General features: G+C 69.5%; 23 protein-coding genes. 17 read left to right on the top strand and 6 right to left on the bottom strand.

The features are described from left to right. Positions 1 to 39 precede the first annotated feature (39 nt). Both aroQ and AC07OH_RS00980 read right to left on the bottom strand, forming a co-directional pair. Positions 40 to 480 carry a type II 3-dehydroquinate dehydratase gene (aroQ, locus tag AC07OH_RS00985; RefSeq protein WP_062470706.1) on the bottom strand — a complete coding sequence of 147 codons (441 nt, stop codon included), beginning with the start codon at positions 478 to 480 and terminating at the stop codon, positions 40 to 42. Positions 481 to 526: 46 nt separating this feature from the next. Beyond that, positions 527 to 1,522 (bottom strand): LysR family transcriptional regulator, encoded by a 996-nt coding sequence (locus tag AC07OH_RS00980; protein WP_495299279.1) that lies wholly within the window; start codon positions 1,520 to 1,522, stop codon positions 527 to 529. Between the two features lie 170 nt (positions 1,523 to 1,692). On the opposite strand from AC07OH_RS00980, the gene AC07OH_RS00975 reads away from it, so the two are divergent. Genes AC07OH_RS00975 through fghA form a run of 6 tightly spaced genes read left to right on the top strand, consistent with a single transcriptional unit; the run spans position 1,693 to position 6,871 of the window. After that, positions 1,693 to 2,376: a Rieske 2Fe-2S domain-containing protein gene (locus AC07OH_RS00975; protein ID WP_495299278.1), complete on the top strand. Its 684-nt coding sequence runs from the start codon at positions 1,693 to 1,695 to the stop codon at positions 2,374 to 2,376. A 19-nt stretch (positions 2,377 to 2,395) separates the two neighbouring features. Further along, positions 2,396 to 3,241: an aromatic ring-hydroxylating dioxygenase subunit alpha gene (locus AC07OH_RS00970; protein WP_495299277.1), complete on the top strand. Its 846-nt coding sequence runs from the start codon at positions 2,396 to 2,398 to the stop codon at positions 3,239 to 3,241. Next, positions 3,238 to 3,888 carry a glutathione S-transferase family protein gene (locus tag AC07OH_RS00965; protein WP_495299276.1) on the top strand — a complete coding sequence of 217 codons (651 nt, stop codon included), beginning with the start codon at positions 3,238 to 3,240 and terminating at the stop codon, positions 3,886 to 3,888. The genes AC07OH_RS00970 and AC07OH_RS00965 overlap by 4 nt, the downstream gene beginning before the upstream one ends. Positions 3,889 to 3,940: 52 nt before the next feature. Beyond that, positions 3,941 to 5,047 carry an S-(hydroxymethyl)glutathione dehydrogenase/class III alcohol dehydrogenase gene (locus AC07OH_RS00960; protein WP_070059685.1) on the top strand — a complete coding sequence of 369 codons (1,107 nt, stop codon included), beginning with the start codon at positions 3,941 to 3,943 and terminating at the stop codon, positions 5,045 to 5,047. Positions 5,048 to 5,066: 19 nt separating this feature from the next. Then, complete coding sequence (locus AC07OH_RS00955; RefSeq protein WP_495299275.1) at positions 5,067 to 5,996, top strand: alpha/beta fold hydrolase; 930 nt, start codon at positions 5,067 to 5,069, stop codon at positions 5,994 to 5,996. Then, positions 5,993 to 6,871, top strand: a complete 879-nt coding sequence (gene fghA / locus AC07OH_RS00950) for an S-formylglutathione hydrolase (protein ID WP_495299274.1) — start codon at positions 5,993 to 5,995, stop codon at positions 6,869 to 6,871. Before AC07OH_RS00955 ends, fghA begins: the two co-directional genes overlap by 4 nt. 23 nt (positions 6,872 to 6,894) lie before the next feature. Here fghA and AC07OH_RS00945 read toward each other — a convergent pair whose 3' ends face one another. After that, entirely contained in the window at positions 6,895 to 7,890 is a 996-nt protein-coding gene (locus tag AC07OH_RS00945; protein WP_495299273.1) for an AraC family transcriptional regulator, read from the bottom strand. A gap of 97 nt (positions 7,891 to 7,987) precedes the next feature. Further along, positions 7,988 to 9,397: a serine hydrolase domain-containing protein gene (locus tag AC07OH_RS00940; protein ID WP_495299272.1), complete on the bottom strand. Its 1,410-nt coding sequence runs from the start codon at positions 9,395 to 9,397 to the stop codon at positions 7,988 to 7,990. A gap of 121 nt (positions 9,398 to 9,518) precedes the next feature. On the opposite strand from AC07OH_RS00940, the gene AC07OH_RS00935 reads away from it, so the two are divergent. The 4 genes from AC07OH_RS00935 to AC07OH_RS00920 are packed head-to-tail and all read left to right on the top strand — an operon-like array spanning position 9,519 to position 11,444. Further along, positions 9,519 to 10,022: a GNAT family N-acetyltransferase gene (locus AC07OH_RS00935; RefSeq protein ID WP_495300950.1), complete on the top strand. Its 504-nt coding sequence runs from the start codon at positions 9,519 to 9,521 to the stop codon at positions 10,020 to 10,022. 26 nt (positions 10,023 to 10,048) lie between these two features. Continuing rightward, complete coding sequence (locus AC07OH_RS00930) at positions 10,049 to 10,444, top strand: VOC family protein (RefSeq protein WP_489057503.1); 396 nt, start codon at positions 10,049 to 10,051, stop codon at positions 10,442 to 10,444. Continuing rightward, positions 10,441 to 10,827: a TfoX/Sxy family protein gene (locus AC07OH_RS00925; RefSeq protein WP_495299271.1), complete on the top strand. Its 387-nt coding sequence runs from the start codon at positions 10,441 to 10,443 to the stop codon at positions 10,825 to 10,827. Before AC07OH_RS00930 ends, AC07OH_RS00925 begins: the two co-directional genes overlap by 4 nt. Continuing rightward, a complete protein-coding gene (locus tag AC07OH_RS00920) occupies positions 10,824 to 11,444 on the top strand; it encodes a 3'-5' exonuclease (RefSeq protein ID WP_495299270.1) in 621 nt (206 codons plus the stop codon). The genes AC07OH_RS00925 and AC07OH_RS00920 overlap by 4 nt, the downstream gene beginning before the upstream one ends. Positions 11,445 to 11,454: 10 nt before the next feature. Here AC07OH_RS00920 and AC07OH_RS00915 read toward each other — a convergent pair whose 3' ends face one another. Continuing rightward, complete coding sequence (locus tag AC07OH_RS00915) at positions 11,455 to 12,183, bottom strand: alpha/beta hydrolase (RefSeq protein ID WP_495299269.1); 729 nt, start codon at positions 12,181 to 12,183, stop codon at positions 11,455 to 11,457. Positions 12,184 to 12,351: 168 nt separating this feature from the next. Here AC07OH_RS00915 and AC07OH_RS00910 point away from each other — a divergent pair, with 168 nt between their 5' ends. From AC07OH_RS00910 to AC07OH_RS00890, 5 genes are all read left to right on the top strand, one after another. Then, positions 12,352 to 12,669 (top strand): ArsR/SmtB family transcription factor, encoded by a 318-nt coding sequence (locus AC07OH_RS00910; protein ID WP_495299268.1) that lies wholly within the window; start codon positions 12,352 to 12,354, stop codon positions 12,667 to 12,669. A 298-nt stretch (positions 12,670 to 12,967) separates the two neighbouring features. Beyond that, positions 12,968 to 14,254: an arsenic transporter gene (locus AC07OH_RS00905; protein WP_495299267.1), complete on the top strand. Its 1,287-nt coding sequence runs from the start codon at positions 12,968 to 12,970 to the stop codon at positions 14,252 to 14,254. Positions 14,255 to 14,283: 29 nt separating this feature from the next. Then, positions 14,284 to 14,715, top strand: a complete 432-nt coding sequence (arsC, locus tag AC07OH_RS00900) for an arsenate reductase (glutaredoxin) (RefSeq protein ID WP_495299266.1) — start codon at positions 14,284 to 14,286, stop codon at positions 14,713 to 14,715. Further along, complete coding sequence (gene arsH / locus AC07OH_RS00895) at positions 14,699 to 15,418, top strand: arsenical resistance protein ArsH (RefSeq protein ID WP_495299265.1); 720 nt, start codon at positions 14,699 to 14,701, stop codon at positions 15,416 to 15,418. Before arsC ends, arsH begins: the two co-directional genes overlap by 17 nt. A 147-nt stretch (positions 15,419 to 15,565) precedes the next feature. After that, on the top strand, positions 15,566 to 16,591 hold the full coding sequence (locus tag AC07OH_RS00890) for an AraC family transcriptional regulator (RefSeq protein ID WP_495299264.1): 1,026 nt from the start codon (positions 15,566 to 15,568) through the stop codon (positions 16,589 to 16,591). A gap of 10 nt (positions 16,592 to 16,601) precedes the next feature. Here AC07OH_RS00890 and AC07OH_RS00885 read toward each other — a convergent pair whose 3' ends face one another. Then, positions 16,602 to 17,798, bottom strand: a complete 1,197-nt coding sequence (locus tag AC07OH_RS00885; protein WP_495299263.1) for an ABC transporter substrate-binding protein — start codon at positions 17,796 to 17,798, stop codon at positions 16,602 to 16,604. A gap of 188 nt (positions 17,799 to 17,986) precedes the next feature. Here AC07OH_RS00885 and AC07OH_RS00880 point away from each other — a divergent pair, with 188 nt between their 5' ends. Together AC07OH_RS00880 and AC07OH_RS00875 are read left to right on the top strand one after the other, a co-directional pair. Next, positions 17,987 to 19,249: a dienelactone hydrolase family protein gene (locus AC07OH_RS00880; protein ID WP_495299262.1), complete on the top strand. Its 1,263-nt coding sequence runs from the start codon at positions 17,987 to 17,989 to the stop codon at positions 19,247 to 19,249. After that, positions 19,246 to 20,211 carry a PDR/VanB family oxidoreductase gene (locus tag AC07OH_RS00875; RefSeq protein ID WP_495299261.1) on the top strand — a complete coding sequence of 322 codons (966 nt, stop codon included), beginning with the start codon at positions 19,246 to 19,248 and terminating at the stop codon, positions 20,209 to 20,211. Before AC07OH_RS00880 ends, AC07OH_RS00875 begins: the two co-directional genes overlap by 4 nt. Positions 20,212 to 20,224 lie beyond the last annotated feature (13 nt).

Below are 20,224 nucleotides of genomic sequence, written 5' to 3'. Positions count from 1 at the left end.
AGTACCCGGTGTCCTGCGCACGCCCCCCCGAAGACAAGCTCAGGGAACCAGCGCCGCAATCGCCAGCGTGTACCCCTTCACCCCCAGCCCCACGATGATCCCCCGCGCCGCAGGCGAGATGTACGAGTGGTGGCGGAACTCCTCACGCGCATGCACGTTAGAGATGTGCAGCTCGATCAGCGGCACGCTCGCCCCCTTGATGGCGTCGTGCAGCGCGATCGACGTGTGGGTGTAGGCCCCCGGGTTCATCACCACGCCCAGCATGTTGCCGGCGGCCACTTCGCGGCCCGCTTCCTGGACCCAGTCGATCAGCACGCCTTCGTGGTTCGACTGGCGGCACTCGATCTCGACACCGAGCTTCGCGCCCGTCTCCTTGCACAGGCGTTCGACGTCGGCGAGCGTGTCGCGGCCGTACTGTTCGGGCTCGCGCGTGCCGAGCAGGTTGAGGTTGGGGCCGTTGAGGACGAGGATTTTCTTCATGATGGATCGGAGAAGGAAGCAACCGGATACCGGCAGATGGCCAAGATTATGGGCGCGCCGCCGACCGCGCCCGCCGTGCAGGTGACGACGCCGCCGTCGACCCCACGTAATGGTTGTACGACCCGATGTCCGCCACGCAGCGCGCCATCAGGTCGACGAAGGCCCGGAGCTTCTGCCCCATGTAGCGCTGCCGCTGGTAGGCGCAGTACAGCCGCCGCGCCTCCGGCGGCCATTGCGGCAGCACCGGCACCAGCACGCCCTGCGCCACCTCGGGGCCGGCAAAGAACACCGGGAGCGGCGCGATGCCCAGGCCGTCGATGCAGAAAGTCTTCATCACCCAGTGGTCGTTGGTCTCGAAGGCCGGCTCCGTGCGCACCACATGGCGCCCCGAAGCCTGCTGCGACACCAGCCGCAGCGGCGACGGCGGGCCCGAGGGCTCGCGCATCGCAATCATCCGGTGCTGCGCCAGCGCCTCGGGCGTCTGCGGCGTTCCGTGCCGCGCCAGGTACTGCGGGCTGGCGTACAAGCCGTAGGCCAGCCGGCCCAGCAGCTTGGCGACCAGGTCCGGCAGGTCGGGCGGCGCCGAGCCCACATAGCAGTCGACCTCGCCGATCCGCGGGGCCTGCAAGCCGTTCGCCACGTCGAGCTGGCAACGCACGTTCGGGTGCGATTCGAGAAAGATCCGCACCACATGGCAGACGAAGGAGGTGCTGAACTGCGTGTCGGACAGCAGCGTGAGCCGCCCCGACACCCCGCCCGTGAGCTCCTGCACCTCGGTGCGCGCCGTTTCCAGCCGGCCGCTCACCTCGCCGAGCAGCCCCTCGCAGCGTGCGAAGAACGCCCGCCCGGCCTCCGTGGGCGCGATGCGGCGCGAGCTGCGCAGCAGCAGCTGGGCGCCCAGCAGCTCCTCCAGCCGCGTGAGCTGCCGGCTCAGCGTGGCCTTCGACACGCCCGACAAGCTCTCGGCCTTGGTGAGGCTGCCGCTCTTCATCACGAGCACGAAGGCCTCGACCAGTGCGAGGTCGATGCGCCCTGCGCTCATGAATGCCCCCGCTGTGGAAGTCGTCGTTGCAGGAATGAAAAGGAGCGTCTTGGCATGGGGCTTTCATCGGTGCGGCGGACACGCTACGGTAGGCGGCACCGCCGACAAGGGCATGGCCGATGCTATGCCGATTCGCGGCGCCCTTCCCCGCTGCCCCACGATCAAGACCCATGAATCCTTCCGCCGCATCACAGGCTTGGCACCCCGTCGCCCCCTCCGCCGAGGTGCGCCCCGGCGCCAACATCGTCGCCGGCTTTGCGCAAGGCCAGGAGCTCGCGCTGTGGCGCGCGGCCGACGGCTCGCCGCAGGCCTGGGAGAACCGCTGCCCGCACCGCAGCGTGCGCTTCACGCTCGGCCAGGTGACCGGCGGCGACCGCCTGGCCTGCGCGTACCACGGCTGGCAGTACGAGGCCGGCAGCGGCGCGTGCGTGCGCATCCCGGCGCACCCGGCGATGCCCGCGCCGCGCAACGTCTGCGCGAAGGTGTTCGCCACGGCGGATGCCGCGGGCATGCTGTGGGTGCGCCTCGCGGCCGACGGCGCAGAGGCGCCGCCCGAACTGGCCGACGCCGTGCCCGCCGGCTGGCACCTCGCCCGCACGCTGACCCTGCGCGTGGCCGCGTCCGAGGTGCGCGCTGCGCTGGCGCCGCATGGCTTCGCATCGACGGGAACGCCCGATGCATGGCAAGGCACGCTGGGCGAATCGCCCGTCGCCGCGCTGCTGCTCGACGCCCAGCCGCAGCTGAGCTTCCTGCACCTGTGGACCGACGCGGCCCCCGGCTCCGACGCGATGGCCCGGGTGCACCGCGCGGCGCGCCAGCTGCGCAGCGACATCGAAGCCGCTGCATCGCACTGAACAAGAAGAAAGAAGCAACATGCCCTTCGTCACCGACGATCCCAACATGCTCGACGACTGGCTCGTCGTCGGCCCCGCCAGCGGCTTGCCGCGCACGACGCGGCTGCTCGGCGAAACCCTGCAGCTGCACACCGACGCCGACGGCACGCCGCACGCCCTGCTCGGCAACGACGCACTCACCGTGCAATCGCGCTACGGCTTCCTCTGGGTCTGCCCCAGCGGTCGCCCCGCACGGCCGCTGTTCGCCTTCCCTGAATACGACGAACCCGGCCGCCGCATCGTCGACTGCGGCGGGCTCGGCGTGGCCGTGTCGGGCCTGCGCGTGATCGAGAACTTCCTGGACATGGCGCACTTTCCCTTCGTGCACCCCGACTACCTCGGCAAGGTGCCGCACACCGAAGTGGCCAAGTACAACGTCGAGGTCGATGCCGCCACCGACGAGATCTGGGCCACCGACTGCCGCTTCTGGCAGCCGCGCGCCTCGGCCGCCCACGACACGGGCAGCGAGGTGTTCTACAAGTACCGCGTGATGCAGCCCTTCTCGGCCATGCTCTACAAGTCGAGCCACCGGCCCGACAAGCTCGACGCCATCGGCCTCTTCTTGCAGCCGGTGGACGACGAGCACGTCATCGCCCACACGCTGCTGGCCTACTTCGACGACGTGTCGAGCGACGCCGAGCTCATCGCCTTCCAGCACACGATCTTCGGGCAGGACAAGCCGATCCTGGAGAACCACGCCTTCAAGCGCATGCCGCTCGAAGGCCGCGCCGAGACGCCCACGCGCGGCGACACCACCTCCGTCACCTACCGCCGCTGGCTGCGCGAGCGCGGCATGCGTTTCGGCACCGCGAGGGCCGCCGCATGACCGTCAGGCTCTACGACTACCCGCTCTCGGGCAACTGCTTCAAGGTGCGGCAGATGCTGCTGTGGCTCGGCGTGGACCACGCAAGCGTGCCGGTCGATTTCCATCCGGGCCGCGAACACAAGTCCGCCAGATTCCTCGAGCAGGTCAACCCGCTCGGCCAGCTCCCGGTGATCGACGACGAGGGCTTCGTGCTGCGCGACGCGCAGGCCATCCTGGTCTACCTGGCGAGCCGCTACGACGACGCACGGCAGCGCTGGTACCCCGCCGACCCGAAGCTGCGCGGCCAGGTCGCGATGTGGCTCGCCATGGCCGACGAGATCACGCGCACCGCCTCGGCCGCCCGGCTGCACGACGCGCTGGGCTACACGCACCTGGACATCGACGCCTGCCGGCGCGGCGCGCGCGCGGCCTTCCGCGTGCTCGACGACCACCTGGCCGAGCAACACGCCACCACCGGCCTGCGCTGGCTCGTGGCCGCGCCCGAGCCGACCATTGCCGACCTCGCCTGCTTTCCGTACGTGGCGCTGGCGGGCGAAGGCGGCATCTCGCTCGACGAGTTTCCCGCGCTGCGCCGCTGGGTCTGGGACTTTCGTCACCTGCCGGGCTTTGTGGGCATGTCGGGTATCTTCCCGGCTGGCCCCGCCTGAAGGCTCGCCTGAGTATCCTTGTCCCCTTCCGCTCTCTGAAGAACCGAATCCCATGAAAACCAAAGCCGCCGTCGCCTGGCAAGCAGGCCAACCCCTGACCATCGAAACCGTGGACCTTCAAGGCCCGAAGTTCGGTGAAGTGCTGGTCGAGATCAAGGCCACCGGCATCTGCCACACCGACTACTACACGCTCTCGGGCGCCGACCCCGAAGGCATCTTCCCCGCCATCCTGGGCCATGAAGGCGCGGGCATCGTGGTCGACGTCGGCCCCGGCGTCACCACCCTGAAAAAGGGCGACCACGTCATTCCGCTGTACACGCCCGAATGCCGCCAGTGCAAGTTCTGCCTGAGCCGCAAGACCAACCTGTGCCAGCTGATCCGCGGCACGCAGGGCAAGGGCCTCATGCCCGACGCCACCTCGCGCTTCAGCCTCGACGGCAAGCCCATCTTCCACTACATGGGCACGAGCACCTTCAGCAACTACACGGTCGCGCCCGAAATTTCGCTGGCCAAGATCCGCGAAGACGCACCCTTCGACAAGGTCTGCTACATCGGCTGCGGCGTCACCACCGGCATCGGCGCGGTGATCTTCACGGCCAAGGTCGAGGCCGGCGCGAACGTCGTGGTGTTCGGCCTGGGCGGCATCGGCCTGAACGTGATCCAGGGCGCCAAGATGGTGGGCGCCGACAAGATCATCGGCGTCGACCTGAACCCCGAGCGCGAGGCCATGGCCCGCCAGTTCGGCATGACCCACTTCATCAACCCCAAGACCACCGAGAACGTGGTCGACGCCATCGTGCAGCTGACCGACGGCGGCGCCGACTACAGCTTCGAGTGCATCGGCAACACGCAGGTGATGCGCCAGGCGCTCGAGTGCACGCACAAGGGCTGGGGCCGCAGCATCATCATCGGCGTGGCCGAGGCCGGCGCCGAGATCAGCACGCGCCCGTTCCAGCTGGTCACCGGCCGCAAGTGGGAAGGCTCGGCCTTCGGCGGCGCGCGCGGGCGCACCGACGTGCCGAAGATCGTCGACTGGTACATGGAAGGCAAGATCAACATCGACGACCTGATCACGCACACCATGCCGCTGGAAGACATCAACAAGGGCTTCGACCTGATGAAGCGCGGCGAGTCCATCCGCGGCGTCGTTCTGTACTGAGGCCGAGGAGGCGCCCGCCATGAACCGCATGGAACCCTTGCGCACCATCGAAGCGGGCGTCCTCGAGATCGCCTATTACGAAGCCGGCCCCGGCGACGGCCCGCCCGTGCTGCTGATGCACGGCTTTCCGTACGACATTCACACTTACGCCGAGGTCGCGCCGATGCTGGCCGCCCAAGGCTGCCGAGTGATCGTGCCGTACATGCGCGGCTATGGCGCCACACGCTTCCTGAGCGAGGCCACGCCGCGCTCGGGCGAACAGGCGGCCTTCGGCGCCGACCTGCTCGCGCTACTCGACGCCTTGAAGATCGACCGCGCCGTGCTGGCCGGCTACGACTGGGGCGGCCGTGCCGCCTGCGTGGTCGCGGCACTGTGGCCCGAGCGCTGCGCGGGGCTGGTCTCGCTCAACAGCTACAACATCCAGAACATCGCCAAGGCGATGGAACCGGACACGCCCGCCAACGAGCACAGCCTCTGGTACCAGTACTACTTCCACAGCGAACGCGGGCGCGCCGGTCTCGCGAAGGACCGCAAGGCCCTCACCAAACTGCTGTGGCAGTTGTGGTCGCCGACATGGCAATTTGACGACGCCACCTTCGCGCGCAGCGCCGCCGCCTTCGACCACCCCGACTTCGTGGACGTGGTGATCCATTCGTACCGCCACCGCTTCGGCCTCGTGCCCGGCGACCCGGCCTATGCGGACATCGAACGCCGCCTCGCCGCGCAACCGACGATCACCGTGCCCGCCATCACCTTCGACGGCATCGACGACGGCGTGCGACCGCCCGCCGATGCCTCGGCCCACGCGCACCGCTTCAGCGGACCGCGTTCGCACCGCCTCGTGCCCGGCGCAGGCCACAACCTGCCGCAGGAAGCGCCGCGCACCTTCGCGGACGCCGTGCTTGAACTCGTGCCCGCGCTGCGCGGCCAGACGACCTCTTCTTCATGACCGACACCACCCCGACACTTCTTTCCGAACACCACGCCTTCGGCGGCGTGCAGCGCTTCGTCGAGCACCGCTCGCACGAGATCGGCCTGCCGATGCGCTTCTCGGTCTACCTGCCGCCGCAGGCCGCGCACACGCGCGTGCCTGCCCTGCTCTACCTTGCAGGCCTGACCTGCAACGAAGAGACCTTCGCGGTGAAGGCCGGCGCGCAGCGCATGGCCGCCAGCCTAGGCGTTGCGCTCATCGCGCCCGACACCAGCCCGCGCGGCGCCGAACCCGAAAGCCTGCCGGGCGCCAAGGACAGCTGGGACTTCGGCATCGGCGCCGGCTTCTACCTCGACGCCACCGCCGAGCCTTGGGCCATGCACTGGCGCATGGAAAGCTGGATCGTCCACGAGCTGCTGCCTCTGGTGGCCCGCCACTTTCCCATCGATGGCGAGCGCATCGGCATCTTCGGCCACTCGATGGGCGGCCACGGCGCGCTCACGCTGGCGCTGCGGCACCCGGGGCGCTTCAAGTCGCTCTCGGCCTTCGCGCCGATCTGCGCGCCCACCCAGTGCCCGTGGGGCCAGAAGGCCTTCGCCGGCTACCTGGGCGAGCCCGGCGACGACCGCGCGCAATGGCTCGCGCACGACGCCAGCGCGCTGATGCAATCGCAGACCGTGGCGCCCTATCCGCAGGGCATCCTCATCGACCAGGGCCTGGCCGACAAATTCCTCGCCGAGCAGCTGCACCCCGAGGCCTTCGAGGCCGCCTGCTTCGCCGCCGGCCAGCCGCTCACGCTGCGCCGCCACGCGGGCTACGACCACGGCTACTACTTCATCCAGAGCTTCATGGCGGACCACATCGCGCACCACGCGCAGACGCTGAACGGCTGAACGCCTGACCGCGAGCGACCGGCTCAGGGGCGGCGCGACTTCGCCCGCGCCAGGCTCTCGCGCGGCAACTCGCCGAAGCGCTCACGGTAGTGCGCCGCGAAGTCGCCCAGGTTGGCAAAGCCCCAGTGGCAGGCGATGTCGGCCACGCTCGCGCCGCCCACGGCATCGAGCAGCTCGTCCCGCGCGCGGTCGAGCCGGCGCTGCAGCACGAAGCGCATCGGCGACACGCCCAGGCGCTTGTCGAAGCCGCGCGACAGCGCACGCGCCCCGACACCCACCGCCCGCGTGATGTCGCCCAGCGTGGGCAATTGGTCGAGGTGCGCCTCGATGTAGTCGATGGCGCGCTGCACCGCCCCGGGCGCCTCCTGGGTGCGGGCCAGCTGCGGCGATTGCGCATGCGGCCAGACCATCAGCAGCTCGAGCAATGCCGCCTCCTGCCAGCGACGCTCCAGCACGGCACGCATCGGGTGCGCGACGGCAGGCACGGCGGCCAGCCGCGGCGCCAGGCCGGCCAGCCATTGCGCGGCCGGGCTGCCGCCGGGCACGTAGGCGTCGAAGCGCAGGCGTTGCGGGCGGTCGCTGCCGAGCAGCACGCGGCAGGCCTCGTCCATGTCGGCCATCGTGACGCGCAGGTTGACCAGCCGCATGTCGCTCGACATCGGAATCCGCCGCAGGTCGTCCGGGTCGAGGGCGCTGGCGTCGCCGACCTGCGCCGGCTGGCTGCCCACCGCGCTGCGGCCCTGCACGAGCAGCGCAAAGGCCCAGAAGTCGCGCTGCGTGATGTTGCGGGCCACCGCCGGGCAGCCGTACTGGATGCGCGAGACGTTCAACCCGCCGAGGTCGAAGCCCGACAGCCGCAGGTCGATCTCGGCGCGCGGGCGCAGCTCCAGCGCATGCGCGCCGTAGAGCTGCGCCACATGCTGGCGAGCCGCATCGGGGTCGTGCGTGCGGAACGCGGCGCGCCAGCGTCCGGGCGGCGGTCCTTCGGCGGCGACAGGCAACGGCAGGGGCGACGGCATGGCGATGGCGGGCGGAGGCCGGGGATGGCAACAGGCGCATGCTGATCCCCAGGCCCGCCGGCGTCAATGCGCCAGGCCACCGCCGCTGTCGCCTGCGTCACACCCAGAAGCCGTACCGGTTCGAGGTGCGGCCCAGCACCCCGTAGACGGCATCGACCAGGGACTGGCCCCGGTCGTTCAGCAGCGTACCCGGCCCCATGCGCGTCATCTGGTAGCCGAACGACATCTGCGCCTGCGGGTCGGCAAAGCCCAGGCTGCCGCCGAAGCCGGCGTGGCCGAAGGCCTGGGGCCCCAGGATCGCCGAGTTGCCGGGCGCCCTCGCCCGGTTGTCCATGCCGCCATGAAAGCCCAGCCCGAAGCGGCTCGCGAGCAAGGCCATGCGCTCGATCGGCGCAGCGGACTGGATCATGCCCAGCTGGGCCGTGTAGTCCTCCGGCAGCAGGCGCACGCCGTTCAACGCACCGCCGTTGGCCAGCGCCGCATACATCGTGGCGAGCCCGCGCGCGTTCGTCACGCCGCCGGCCGCGGGAATCTCGGCCTGCAGCGACGCCTTGGTGTTGTACGCGGGCGGCGTGTCGGGCGGCAGGCCGAGCCAGCCGCCGACATTGAAGAACATGGCCGCCTGCATCGAGGCCGGGTCGCGCGCGATCGCCTGGGCCACTGGATCGACCGGCAGCACTTCAGTGGCCGCCATCATCGGCGCGACGCGCGGCAGCACGGCTTCCGGCGTGCCGATCCAGAAGTCGATCCCCAGCGGCGCCGCCACGTGCCTGGCGAAGAAGGTGCCGAGCGACAGGCCGCTCACTCGCTTGACCAGCTCGCCGACCAGCCAGCCGAAGGTCATGCCGTGGTAGCCGTGGGCCGTGCCCGGTTCCCACCAGGGCGTGGCCGCCGCGAGCAGGCCGCTCATGTAGTCAGGATCGGCCCAGCCGCCGGGCCGCACCGGGGTGCTGAACGGAATGGCCGCCAGCCCGGCCGCATGCTGCAGCAGCATCCGCACCGTGATGACATCCTTGCCCTTCTCGGCGAACTCGGGCCAGTAGTAGGCGACCCACTTGTCGAGATCGAGCTGGCCCTGCGTCACGAGCATGTGCGCGCACAACGCCGTCGCGCCCTTGGTGCACGAGAACACCAGCGACACGTCGTCGCGCGCCCAGGGCACCGAGGGCCTGGCGGCCAGCGTGTCGGAGTGGCCGCCCCACAGGTCCACCACCGGCACGCCCTTGACGGTGACGGCGAGCGAGGCGCCGATCTCGCGGCGGTCGCGGAAGTTCGCCACGAAAGCGTCGAGCACCGGCTGGTAGGCCGGCGCCACATGGCCGCTCACGAGGCCGCCGTCGGGCAGCGGCTGAACCACCGGCGGGTTGACGGGCGCGATCCATATCGGGTTTTCGCCGGCGGACGCGCCGCCGCAGGCGTTCAGCGCACCGGCGGCGGCGGCGCCCAGCAGCGCGGCGCCGCCGCGCGAAAGAAAATGCCGCCGGCTGGCGGTCGAGGTGTCGGTCATCCGTGTCTCCAACCTCGCCTCAAACGGGCGAGTGCGAGGCAGTGTCAAAAGGCGTGGCGGCGACGTCTACCGCCCCGCGGACCCGCGCTGTCGCCGGACGGAACCGCTGCGCGTGGCTATCATGGTCCGCATGCCCGCCGCCCAGATTCCTGCCTTCCAGCTGCGCTCGCGCGATGGCGGCGCCGAAGAGAACATGGTGCTCGCGGGCATCTGGCGCCGTGCCTGGGTGTCGGCCAACCGCAGCGCCGTCCACGTCGAGCCCATCGGCCACTGGCTGCGGCGCGTGCAGACCGAATTCATCCCGCCCGCCGACGTGGTGCTGGCCGAGCGCGACGGCCAGGTGCTGGCCTTCATGGTGCTGCTCACGGCGCGCGAGTACGTGGCCCAGCTGTTCGTCGAACCGCACCTGCGCAGCCAGGGCCTGGGCAAGGCGCTGCTCGACGAGGCCTGCGTGCGCATGCCGCACGGCTGGCGGCTGCACGTGGCCGTCACCAACACCGAGGCGCAGCGCTTCTACGAACGCTACGGCCTCGTGCGCGGCGCGGTCGACCGCCACCCCGGCAGCGGACGCGAACGCATCGCCTACCATTGGTCGCCCAGCCGCGCGCCCTGGCGCACGGGCTGACACCCTCCGCACTTCCTTCCTGCCCCATGCGCATCCGCATCGACCACATCGCCCTCTGGACCACCGACCTCGAACGCTGCAAGCGCTTCTACGTCGACTACTTCGGCGCCACCGCCGGCGCCGGCTACGTCAACCCGGCCAAGGGCTTCGCCTCGTGCTTCCTGAGCCTGGGCGACGGCGCGCGCATCGAGGCCATGACCACGAGCACCCAATCGCCCGTGGTCGCCGAGGCCGGCGCGCAGCGCATGGGCTGGACGCATCTCGCGATCTCGGTCGGCTCCGACGCCGAGGTCGATGCGCTCACGCAGCGGCTGAAGGCCGACGGCTATCCGCTGCTCGACGGCCCGCGCCGCACCGGCGACGGCTACTACGAGAGCGTGGTGCTCGACCCGGACGGCAACCGCATCGAGATCACGTCATGAGCGCTTTCGTCCAGAGCCTGCACGAGACCTTCGAACGCCTCGGCCGCATCGAGACCCGTCGCATGTTCGGCGGCCACGGCGTGTGGCACGAGGGCCGCATGATCGCGCTCGTCGCCAAGGACACGCTGTACCTCAAGTCCGATGCCGGCAGCGCCGCGCACTTCGATGCACTGAACCTGCCGCCCTTCACCTACGTGCGCGCGGGCAAGGAGATGCCGATGTCGTACCGACTGGCGCCGGCCGACCTGTTCGAAGACCGCGAGGAAGCGGCGCGCTGGGGCCGCTTGGCCTACGAGGCCGCGCTGCGTTCGGGCCAGCCGCCGAAGCCGAAGAAGCCCAAACCTAAGACAACTCTCAAGGCCGCGAAAGCGAAGACCCGGTGAACGCCCCCCACAACAACAGCCACCGGCTCCCGCCCCTTCCCGAACGTGAACAGATCGCGCTGCTCGCCCCCTTCGACAGCCTCGACCTGAAAGACATCGTGGTCGTCAGTTCGCTCGCCGAAGCCGAGCGCGCCGCCGACGAATTGCTCGACGCCGGCGTGGCGGGCTTCGACACCGAGTCGCGCCCCACCTTCGCGAAGAACGAAGTGTCGACCGGCCCGCACGTGGTGCAGTTCGCCACGCGCGACACGGCCTGGCTGTTCCAGCTGCACCGCGACGAATGCAACCCCGTGGTCGCGGGCCTGCTCGCGTCCACCGAACTGCGCAAGGTCGGCTTCGGGCTTTCGAGCGACCTGTCGCTGATCCGCCTGCGGCTGGCCATTGCGCCGCAGGCCGTGTTCGACATCGACGACGAGTTCCGCCGGCGCGGCTACCGCCGCTCGGTGGGCGTGAAGACGGCGGTGGCGCTGATGTTCAACCGACGCTTTGCCAAGTCGCGCAAGGCGACCACCTCGAACTGGGCGCACAAGCAGCTCACCGAGTCGCAGATCCGCTACGCGGCCAACGACGCCTATGCGTCGCTGCGCGTGTTCGACGCGCTCTTTCCGAACGACTGAACCTCCGCCCTCAGTCGCGCCCCGCTTCGAGGATCGCCTGCGCCAGCCGCAGCGGGTTCGAGAAGAACATCTCGTGGCTGCCGGGGCACTCCACGAGCCGGAACAACCCCAGCCGCTCCGACAGCCGCGGATGCCACGGCAGGCTGTGCGGCAGCGCCGTGTCCTGCTGGCAATTGACGTACGACTTGCCTAGCGCCAGCGCCGCCAGCGGCTGCTTCAACTGGATCTTGTCGGTGAATGTGCGGTACGGGTGCGGGTTGAGCTTGTTGTAGGCGGACTGCGCCAGCGCGAGGTCGGCGTCGTTGATGAAGGCCTCGCGCCAGATCTCGAAGGGCAGCATCACGGCGTTGTTGTTGGCGGCCGCCACCGCGTCGAACATGGTCACGTAGTGCGGCGGCACCATGTCGTTGAGCGCTTCGCCATCGAGCGGCACGAAGGCGTTGATGTAGACCAGCCGCCGCAGCCGCGCCGCGATGCGGTCGGCCACGCCCGAAATCACCATGCCGCCGTAGCTGTGGCCCACGAGCCGCACCTGCGTGAGGTCCTTGCCCTCGATGAAGCGGACCACCGAGGCGATGGCGTCGGCCAGGCCGGTGCTCGCGCGGTCGTCGCCGGGGTTGTTGCCTGCCACGGTGGGGCAATGCACGGTGTGGCCGGCCGCGCGCAGGCCGTCGGCCACGGCCTCCATTTCGGCGCCGGTGTGCCAGGCGCCGTGAACCAGAACATAGGTGTCGGACATGGGTGTCTCCTTCGTTGGATGCTTCGTTGGGGGATGAGCCGAGGGCGACTGTAGAAAAAGCGATGCATCGCGGATGGCCGTTGCCTGCCAGGGCGATGGCCGATTCGCGCCACCGGTCTTTCTGTGCCGTGGGTTGCCTCGATTCAATAATTCAAAGATACTTGAATAATGGAAGAAAACGATGTGGTACGCGCCTTGGGCGCACTCGCGCAACCCGTGCGCCTGCGGGTGTTCCGTGCCTTGGTGGTCGCCGGGCCCGACGGGCTGACGCCGGGTGCGCTGACCGAAGCGCTGGCGGTGTCGGCCACGGGGCTGTCCTTTCACCTCAAGGAGCTGGTGAACGCGAGCCTCGTCTCGCAGGAGCGCCAGGGGCGCAACCTCATCTACCGCGCGTCGTTCGAGCGGATGAACGGCCTGCTCGGCTACCTCACCGAGAACTGCTGCCAAGGGGAGCCTTGTCTTCCGGCGAGCACCTGCGACTGCTGACCATGAAAGCTTGTGCTGTTGCACGCCGAGTGCGTGTGCTCTGGCGTGCTCCCGCCGACGGGGCACCTTGCTCCGCGAATGTCCTCCGGCCTGCGGCCTCCCCCTTGATTTCGCTGCGCAAGGCACCCCATCGACGTGAGCGTTGGGCAGTGCAGTCGTTGATCGGCGAGCACTACCAGCAGCGTGCCCCTGTGCACAGGGCACTGGGTGCTTCCCGCAGCGAAATCAAGGAGGAGCCGAAGGCGGGGGACATTCGCGGAGGGAAGTACCCGGTGGCCTGTGCACGCGCCCTGAAAAAATGACCACCGCCCTCCTCATCTTCGCCGGCACATTGCTGCTCGTCATCTGGCAGCCCCGCGGCCTCGGCATCGGCTGGAGCGCCTCGCTGGGCGCCGTCATCGCCCTGCTCTTCGGCGTGGTGCAGCTCACCGACATCCCCGTCGTCTGGGCCATCGTCTGGAACGCCACCGCGACCTTCATTGCCGTCATCCTCATCAGCCTGCTGCTCGACGAGGCCGGCTTCTTCGAGTGGGCTGCGCTGCACGTGGCCCGCTGGGGGCGCGGCAACGGCCGGCGGCTGTTCGCCTTCATCGTGCTGCTGGGCGCCGCGGTCTCGGCCCTCTTTGCCAACGACGGCGCGGCGCTGATCCTCACGCCCATCGTGATGGCGATGCTCGTGGCGCTCGGCTTCACGCCGGCGACCACCCTGGCCTTCGTCATGGCGGCGGGCTTCATCGCCGACACGGCCAGCCTGCCGCTGATCGTGTCGAACCTCGTGAACATCGTGTCGGCCGACTTCTTCGGCATCGGCTTCAACGCCTACGCCTCGGTGATGGTGCCGGTCAACGTCGCGGCCGTGCTCGCGAGCCTGGGCGTGCTGCTGTGGTGCTTCCGGCGCGACATTCCCGCGCACTACGACATGGCCCGCCTCAAGCAACCCGCCGATGCGATCCGCGACCGCGACACCTTCCGCGCCGGCTGGGTCGTGCTCGCGCTGCTGCTCGTGGGCTTCTTCGGCCTGGAGCCGCTGGGCGTTCCGGTGAGCGCCGTGGCCGCCTTCGGCGCTGTGATCCTGCTCGCGGTGGCGGCGCGCGGCCCGGTGATCGGCACACGCCAGGTGCTGCGCGGCGCACCCTGGCAGATCGTCGTCTTCTCGCTGGGCATGTACCTCGTGGTCTACGGGCTGCGCAACGCCGGGCTCACCGGCCAGATCGCCACGCTGCTGAACCTGTTCGCGCAAGGCGGCGTCTGGGGCGCGGCCATGGGCACCGGCTTTCTCGCGGCGGTGCTCTCCTCGGTCATGAACAACATGCCGACCGTGCTGGTCGGCGCGCTGTCGATCGAGGCCTCGGGCGCGGTGGGCCTCGTGAAGGAGGCCATGGTCTACGCCAACGTGATCGGCTGCGACCTCGGCCCGAAGATCACGCCCATCGGCAGCCTGGCCACGCTGCTGTGGCTGCACGTGCTCTCTAAAAAGGGCATGACCATCACCTGGGGCCACTACTTCCGCATCGGCATCGTGCTGACCCTGCCCGTGCTGGCCGCCACGCTCGCCGCGCTGGCGCTGCGGCTCAGCCTCGGCTGACCCATTTTTTTCTTCTCAAAGAGCTTGCCATGAGCGACATCACCATCTATCACAACCCCGCCTGCGGCACCTCGCGCAACGTGCTCGCGCTGATCCGCAACACGGGCGACGAGCCCACCGTCATCGAGTACCTGAAGACCCCGCCCGACCGCGCCACGCTCACGCAGCTGATCGCGGCGATGGGCGTGCCCGTGCGCGAGGTGCTGCGCCAGAAGGGCACGCCGTACGACGAGCTGGGCCTGGGCGATCCCAAGTGGAACGACAACCAGCTCGTCGACTTCATGTTGCAGCACCCGATCCTCATCAACCGCCCCATCGTCGTCACGCCGCTGGGCACGCGCCTGTGCCGCCCTTCGGAAGCCGTGCTCGACATCCTGCCCAAGCCGCAGCAAGGCGCGTTCGCCAAGGAAGACGGCGAAGCCGTGATCGACGCGAAAGGCCAGCGTGTCGCCAAGCCCTGATCTGCCCCATGTCGACGCCGATGCGTTCCATGTCCCCCGCCTGCAGGAGCTTCTGCCCGCCGAACGCGCCACGCACGCGCCGCGCATCCTGCTGCTGTACGGCTCGCTGCGCGAGCGCTCCTACAGCCGCCTGCTGACCGAAGAGGCCGCGCGCCTGCTGCGCGCGATGGGCGCCGAGCCCCGCATCTACGACCCGCGCGGCCTGCCGCTGCCCGACGGCGAACCCGAAGACCATCCGAAGGTGAAGGAACTGCGCGATCTCGCGCAGTGGGCCGAGGGCATGGTGTGGACCTCGCCCGAACGCCACGGCGCGATGACCGGGATCATGAAGGCGCAGATCGACTGGATTCCACTGGCCGTCGGCTCGGTGCGGCCCACCCAGGGCAAGACGCTCGCGGTGATGGAGGTGTCGGGCGGCTCGCAGTCGTTCAACGCGGTGAACCAGCTGCGCGTGCTGGGCCGCTGGATGCGCATGATCACCATCCCCAACCAGTCGTCGGTGGCCAAGGCGTTCCTCGAGTTCGACGACGCGGGCCGCATGAAGCCCTCGCCCTACTACGAGCGCGTGGTCGACGTGATGGAAGAGCTGGTGAAGTTCACGCTGCTCACGCGCGATTGCGCGGACCACCTGGTCGACCGCTACAGCGAGCGGCGCGAGAGTGCGGAGGCCCTGTCCAAGCGGGTCAACCTGCGCAGCATTTAGACACAGGGCCGGCAAGCTTCTTGCAACGGGGACGCCCGTTGCCCGGGCAACTCCCATGGCGGCGCGCGGCGCACCCACGTAGATTCCAGCGTAGAAAAGAGCGTCCGTTTCCGTCGCTTTCCCCACTTTGGCCCCGCAGGAGTGTCCATGGACGCATGGTCGAGTCAGCAACTGTCCCCGCTGTACAGGCGCGAGGTCTTCCGCTCGCGCGAGGCCGAAGAGACGCACGCGCGCGTGGCCCATGAGCTGAAGCCGCACCGCAGCGTGTGGCGCTCGGGCGATGTCGACGCGATCTTCTGCCGCGCCGAGATGAGCGCACTGTCGCTGTGCATCCTGCGCTATGGCTGCGACGTCGACATCGAGCCCGACGCGCTCGGCAACTTCGTGCTGGTGCAGATGCCGCTGCGCGGCCGCGCCGACATCCACACCGGCGGACAGACTCTGCAGATCCACCCCGGCCAGGGCGCCATCATTTCCGCCCACAAGCCGGTGCGACTGCGCTGGCACGCCGACTGCGAACAGCTGATGCTGAAGATCGAGCTCAGCCGCCTGCAGGAGGTGGCGCGCCATGCCTTCGCGCTGCGTGGCGGCGACACCGTGGGCGAGATCGATTTCGACATGCCCCTGCGCCTGGACGACGCGGCGGGCACGCAGTGGTGCCGCATGGTGGCGAGCCTGGCTTCGCTGCTGCCGCCCACCGAGTTCGAGCGCTACGACCCGCGCTGGCTCGCGCACTGCGAAGACAACCTCATGCTCTACCTGCTGTGCCACCGGCCCAACTCGGTGCTGCAGCGGCACGCCGACGCGCAGCGCGGCACCGAGGAAACCAGCCTGCGGCAGCTGCGGCGGGCCGAAGAGTTCATGCGCGAGCGGCTCGACTCGCTGCTCTCGCTCGAAGACGTGGCACAGGCCGCGGGCGTCACGCGCCGCGGCCTCGCCCTGCTCTTCAGGCGCCACCGCGACCTGTCGCCCGGCGAGGTGCTGCGCAACATGCGGCTCGATGCCGCGCACGCACTGCTGACGCGGCACGACGGCGCCAGCGTCACCGAGGTGGCGCTGAACTGCGGCTTCTCGCACCTGAGCCGCTTTGCCGCCTGCTACCGCGAGCGCTTCGGGCAGTTGCCGCGCGACACCTCACGCGACCCCGCGCGGCTGCCCGCCGCGCGGCACTGAACACGCATCCTCAGGACTTCATCGCGCACTGCGCGGCGGTGCGATCCTGGTAGCGCTCCAGCACGGTGCCGATCACCTTGTTGGCGATGCGTCCGCTGCCGTCCTTGGCGACCACGCGCAGGTAGTAGTTCTGGATCGGGAAGTTGTTGGGGCCGTAGCGGAAATCGCCGCGCACCGATTTGTAGTTGGCCGCCTTGATCGCCTTGAGCAGCGCGGGCTTGTCGGCCACCTTGCCGCCGACGTCGCGCACGGCCGCATCCATCGCCATGAGCACGTCGTAGGCCTGGCCGGCATAGAACGACGGGTTGCGCCCGTTGTTCTGCTGGCGGAACGCGGCCACGAAGCGCTGGTTGGCCGGGTTGTCGAGGTCGAACGACCAGTGCGCGGTGTTGAACAGGCCCAGCATCGGCTCGCCGACGGCGGGGATCATGTCCTCGTCGGCCGAGAAGGCGGTGGAGATCAGCGCCACGTCTTTCGAGAGCCCCGCGCCGACGAACTGCTTGATGAAGCTCACGCCCATCGCGCCGGGCAGGAAGAAGTACAGCGCATCGGGCTTCGAGGCGCGGATCTGCGCCAGCTCGGCCGAGTAGTCGAGCTGACCGAGCTTGGTGTACAGCTCGTCGCCCACGGCGCCCTTGAAGGTGTGCTTGAAGCCGTTGATGGCGTCCTTGCCGCCGGGGTAGCTGGGCGCGATCATCGCGACCTTCTTGAAGCCCTTGTCGCTCGCGAACTTGCCGGCCGACTCGTAGTACGCGTCGTTCGGGTACGAGGCGCCGAAGAAGTACGGGTTGCAGCGCGCGCCCGAATAGTCGCTCGGGCCGGTGTTGCTCGACAGGTAGGGCACCTTGGCGGCGAAGAGCGGCGGGCCGACGGCCAGCGCGACCGACGAGCCGACGGGCCCGGTGAACAAATCGATCTTGTCGCGCAGCAGCATGCGCTCGACCACCTGGCGCGCCATCTCGGGGTTGCCGGCCGTGTCGGCCTCGACGAACTCCACCGGCACGCCGCCGAGCTTGCCGCCCAGCTGTTTCATCGCCACGGCGAAGCCGGCCTTGGCCTCGGCGCCGCCGACGGCGAAGGGGCCGGACAGGTCCATCGCCAGGCCGACTTTCACGGTCTGCGCGGTCTGCGCCTGCGCGGGTAAAGCCAGCGCGCCCACCAGAAGGGTGAGCGCGCACAAGACGGATCGGGGCGTGGCCTGCGACATGAAAGGTCTCCTCGGGGTGAGTTCGTTGAACGTGGGGGGGGCAGCAAATGCAGGGCGCAGTCTCTGTGCGGCAGCGACGCCCCGCTATCCGTTTCGTGCGGCGCAAACCGCTGCACGAAATGGACAGACAACAGGCCGGCGCGCTCCCCAGAATCGCCGCCGACCCCACCACTTCAAGAGACGAACCGATGAGCGACACCATCGACATCCCGGCCGGCGACGGCACCCAGACCTTTCGCGGCTACCTGGCCCTGCCGGCCTCGGGGCGCGGCCCCGGCATCGTGCTGTGCCAGGAGATCTTCGGCGTCAATGCCTACGTGCGCGAGGTGGCCGACCTCTATGCGCAGGAAGGCTACGTGGTGCTCGCGCCCGACCTGTTCTGGCGCATGGAGCCCGGTGTCGATCTGGGCTACTCGCCCGAAGACTGGCAGCGCGCCTTCGGCTTCTTCCAGAAGTTCGACATCGAGGCCGGCGTGGCCGACGTCACGGCGAGCGTGAAGGCGCTGCGCGCGCACCCGGCCTGCACCGGCAAGGTCGGCGCGCTGGGCTTCTGCCTCGGCGGCAAGCTGGCCTATCTGGCCGCCGCCCACTCGGGCGTGGACGCGGCCGTGGGCTACTACGGCGTGGGCATCGAAGGTGCGCTCGACCTCGTGCCGCAAATCAAATGCCCGATCGCCCTGCACTTCGCGGAGCTCGACCAGTTCTGCCCGCCCGAGGCCCGCGCCCAGGTGCTCGAAGCCTTCGCCGGCAAGCCCGATGCGCAGATGTACGTTTACCCCGGCGTCGACCATGCGTTTGCACGCACCGGCGGCGACCATTTCGACAAGCCCTCCACGCTCATGGCGCACCAGCGCTCGATGGCGCTGTTCAAGGAGGCGATCGGCCCTGTGTACGACCTCTCGGCGCTGTGGGACAAGCACTGCGAGTACGAGTTCGCCACGCGCGACGTGGTCGCCACCATGGCCACGATGGTGAGCGAGCCCTACGTGAACCACATCCCGACCATGACCGGCGGCGTGGGCGCCAAGGAGCTGTCGCGCTTCTACAAGCACCACTTCATTCCGAGCACGCCGCCCGACACGCGGCTCACGCCCATCTCGCGCACCGTGGGCGCCACGCAGATCGTGGACGAGATGCTGTTCAGCTTCACCCACACGGTCGAGATCGACTGGCTGCTCCCAGGCATCGCGCCCACCGGCAAGCCGGTGGAGATTCCGCTCGTGGCCATCGTGAAGTTCCGCGGCGACAAGCTGTACCACGAGCACATCTACTGGGACCAGGCCAGCGTGCTGGTGCAGATCGGCCTGCTCGATCCGAAGGGCCTGCCCGTGGCCGGCGCCGAGACGGCGCGCAAGCTGGTCGACGAAACGCAGCCGTCGAACACGCTGATGCCGCGCTGGGAAAAATCGACCGGCCTCACCATCGCCGACCCGGCGCTTCCCCTGGGATGAGCAGCGCCTCCGACATGCTGGCGCTGGTCGTGGACGCGGTTACGCCGCTCACCCCGGCCATCAAGGCCTTCGTGCTGCGCTCGGCCAGCGGCGAGCCGCTGCCGCCGTTCACGCCGGGCGCGCACCTGGGCGTGCAGGTGGTGCAGGCCAACGGCCATCCGGGCCAGCGCGCGTATTCGCTCGCCAAGCCGCACGACGGCTCCGACCGCTGCGAAATCGCCGTGCTGTGCGAACCGCAGGGCGCGGGCGGCTCGGCCTGGATGCACGCGCTGCAACCCGGCACCGCGCTGGCCGCGCACGCGCCGCGCAACGACTTCGCACTGCACGCGGGCAGCGCGCCGCCGTTGCTCATCGCCGGCGGCATCGGCATCACGCCGCTGCTGTGCATGGCGCGCTCGCTCGCGGCCGAAGCCCGCCCCTTCGACTTCGTCTACGCCACGCGCAGCGAAGAAGCCACGGCCTACCTGCACGAGGTGCGCGCGCTCGGTGGCATGGTGGTGCACGACGGCGGCGACCCGGCGCGCGGCCTCGACCTGCGCGCGCTGCTGGCCGCGCCCGTGCCCGGTCGCCACCTGCATGTGTGCGGCCCGCGCGGCATGGTGCAGGCCGTGGTCGACACCGCCCGCGCGCTCGGCTGGCCCGACGACCACGTGCACTTCGAACTCTTCGCCGGCGCCATCGAGCAGGCGGGCGATGCGCCCTTCGAGGTGCGCACGCTGCGCTCGGGCAAGACGCTGACCGTGGCGCCCGACCAGAGCCTGCTCGACGTGCTCATCGCCGCCGGCCTGGACCCGCTGTACGACTGCCGCCAGGGCGACTGCGGCGTGTGCGTGGTGGACGTGGTCGAGGGCGTGCCCGACCACCGCGACCACAACCTCAGTCCGCGCGAGAAGGCGGACGGCAAGACCTTGTGCACCTGCGTGTCGCGCGCCAAGACGCCGCACCTGGTGCTCGACATCTGATGACGTTTCAGGA

Source organism: Variovorax sp. GW821-FHT10C12 (assembly GCF_059415405.1).
This window is presented reverse-complemented; position numbering and strand designations above follow the sequence as displayed.

Bases quoted from the DNA above. Each gene is read 5' to 3' on its own strand.
- AC07OH_RS00970 (WP_495299277.1), top strand. From the start codon at position 2,396: ATGCCCTTCGTCACCGACGATCCCAACATGCTCGACGACTGGCTCGTC.
- AC07OH_RS00940 (WP_495299272.1), bottom strand. From the start codon at position 9,397: ATGACCGACACCTCGACCGCCAGCCGGCGGCATTTTCTTTCGCGCGGC.
- AC07OH_RS00925 (WP_495299271.1), top strand. From the start codon at position 10,441: ATGAGCGCTTTCGTCCAGAGCCTGCACGAGACCTTCGAACGCCTCGGC.
- AC07OH_RS00885 (WP_495299263.1), bottom strand. From the start codon at position 17,798: ATGTCGCAGGCCACGCCCCGATCCGTCTTGTGCGCGCTCACCCTTCTG.
- AC07OH_RS00945 (WP_495299273.1), bottom strand. From the start codon at position 7,890: ATGCCGTCGCCCCTGCCGTTGCCTGTCGCCGCCGAAGGACCGCCGCCC.
- AC07OH_RS00935 (WP_495300950.1), top strand. From the start codon at position 9,519: ATGGTCCGCATGCCCGCCGCCCAGATTCCTGCCTTCCAGCTGCGCTCG.
- fghA (WP_495299274.1), top strand. From the start codon at position 5,993: ATGACCGACACCACCCCGACACTTCTTTCCGAACACCACGCCTTCGGC.
- AC07OH_RS00980 (WP_495299279.1), bottom strand. From the start codon at position 1,522: ATGAGCGCAGGGCGCATCGACCTCGCACTGGTCGAGGCCTTCGTGCTC.
- AC07OH_RS00930 (WP_489057503.1), top strand. From the start codon at position 10,049: ATGCGCATCCGCATCGACCACATCGCCCTCTGGACCACCGACCTCGAA.
- AC07OH_RS00880 (WP_495299262.1), top strand. From the start codon at position 17,987: ATGAGCGACACCATCGACATCCCGGCCGGCGACGGCACCCAGACCTTT.
- AC07OH_RS00875 (WP_495299261.1), top strand. From the start codon at position 19,246: ATGAGCAGCGCCTCCGACATGCTGGCGCTGGTCGTGGACGCGGTTACG.
- AC07OH_RS00915 (WP_495299269.1), bottom strand. From the start codon at position 12,183: ATGTCCGACACCTATGTTCTGGTTCACGGCGCCTGGCACACCGGCGCC.
- AC07OH_RS00965 (WP_495299276.1), top strand. From the start codon at position 3,238: ATGACCGTCAGGCTCTACGACTACCCGCTCTCGGGCAACTGCTTCAAG.
- AC07OH_RS00975 (WP_495299278.1), top strand. From the start codon at position 1,693: ATGAATCCTTCCGCCGCATCACAGGCTTGGCACCCCGTCGCCCCCTCC.
- AC07OH_RS00955 (WP_495299275.1), top strand. From the start codon at position 5,067: ATGAACCGCATGGAACCCTTGCGCACCATCGAAGCGGGCGTCCTCGAG.
- arsC (WP_495299266.1), top strand. From the start codon at position 14,284: ATGAGCGACATCACCATCTATCACAACCCCGCCTGCGGCACCTCGCGC.
- AC07OH_RS00905 (WP_495299267.1), top strand. From the start codon at position 12,968: ATGACCACCGCCCTCCTCATCTTCGCCGGCACATTGCTGCTCGTCATC.
- AC07OH_RS00890 (WP_495299264.1), top strand. From the start codon at position 15,566: ATGGACGCATGGTCGAGTCAGCAACTGTCCCCGCTGTACAGGCGCGAG.
- AC07OH_RS00910 (WP_495299268.1), top strand. From the start codon at position 12,352: ATGGAAGAAAACGATGTGGTACGCGCCTTGGGCGCACTCGCGCAACCC.
- aroQ (WP_062470706.1), bottom strand. From the start codon at position 480: ATGAAGAAAATCCTCGTCCTCAACGGCCCCAACCTCAACCTGCTCGGC.
- AC07OH_RS00960 (WP_070059685.1), top strand. From the start codon at position 3,941: ATGAAAACCAAAGCCGCCGTCGCCTGGCAAGCAGGCCAACCCCTGACC.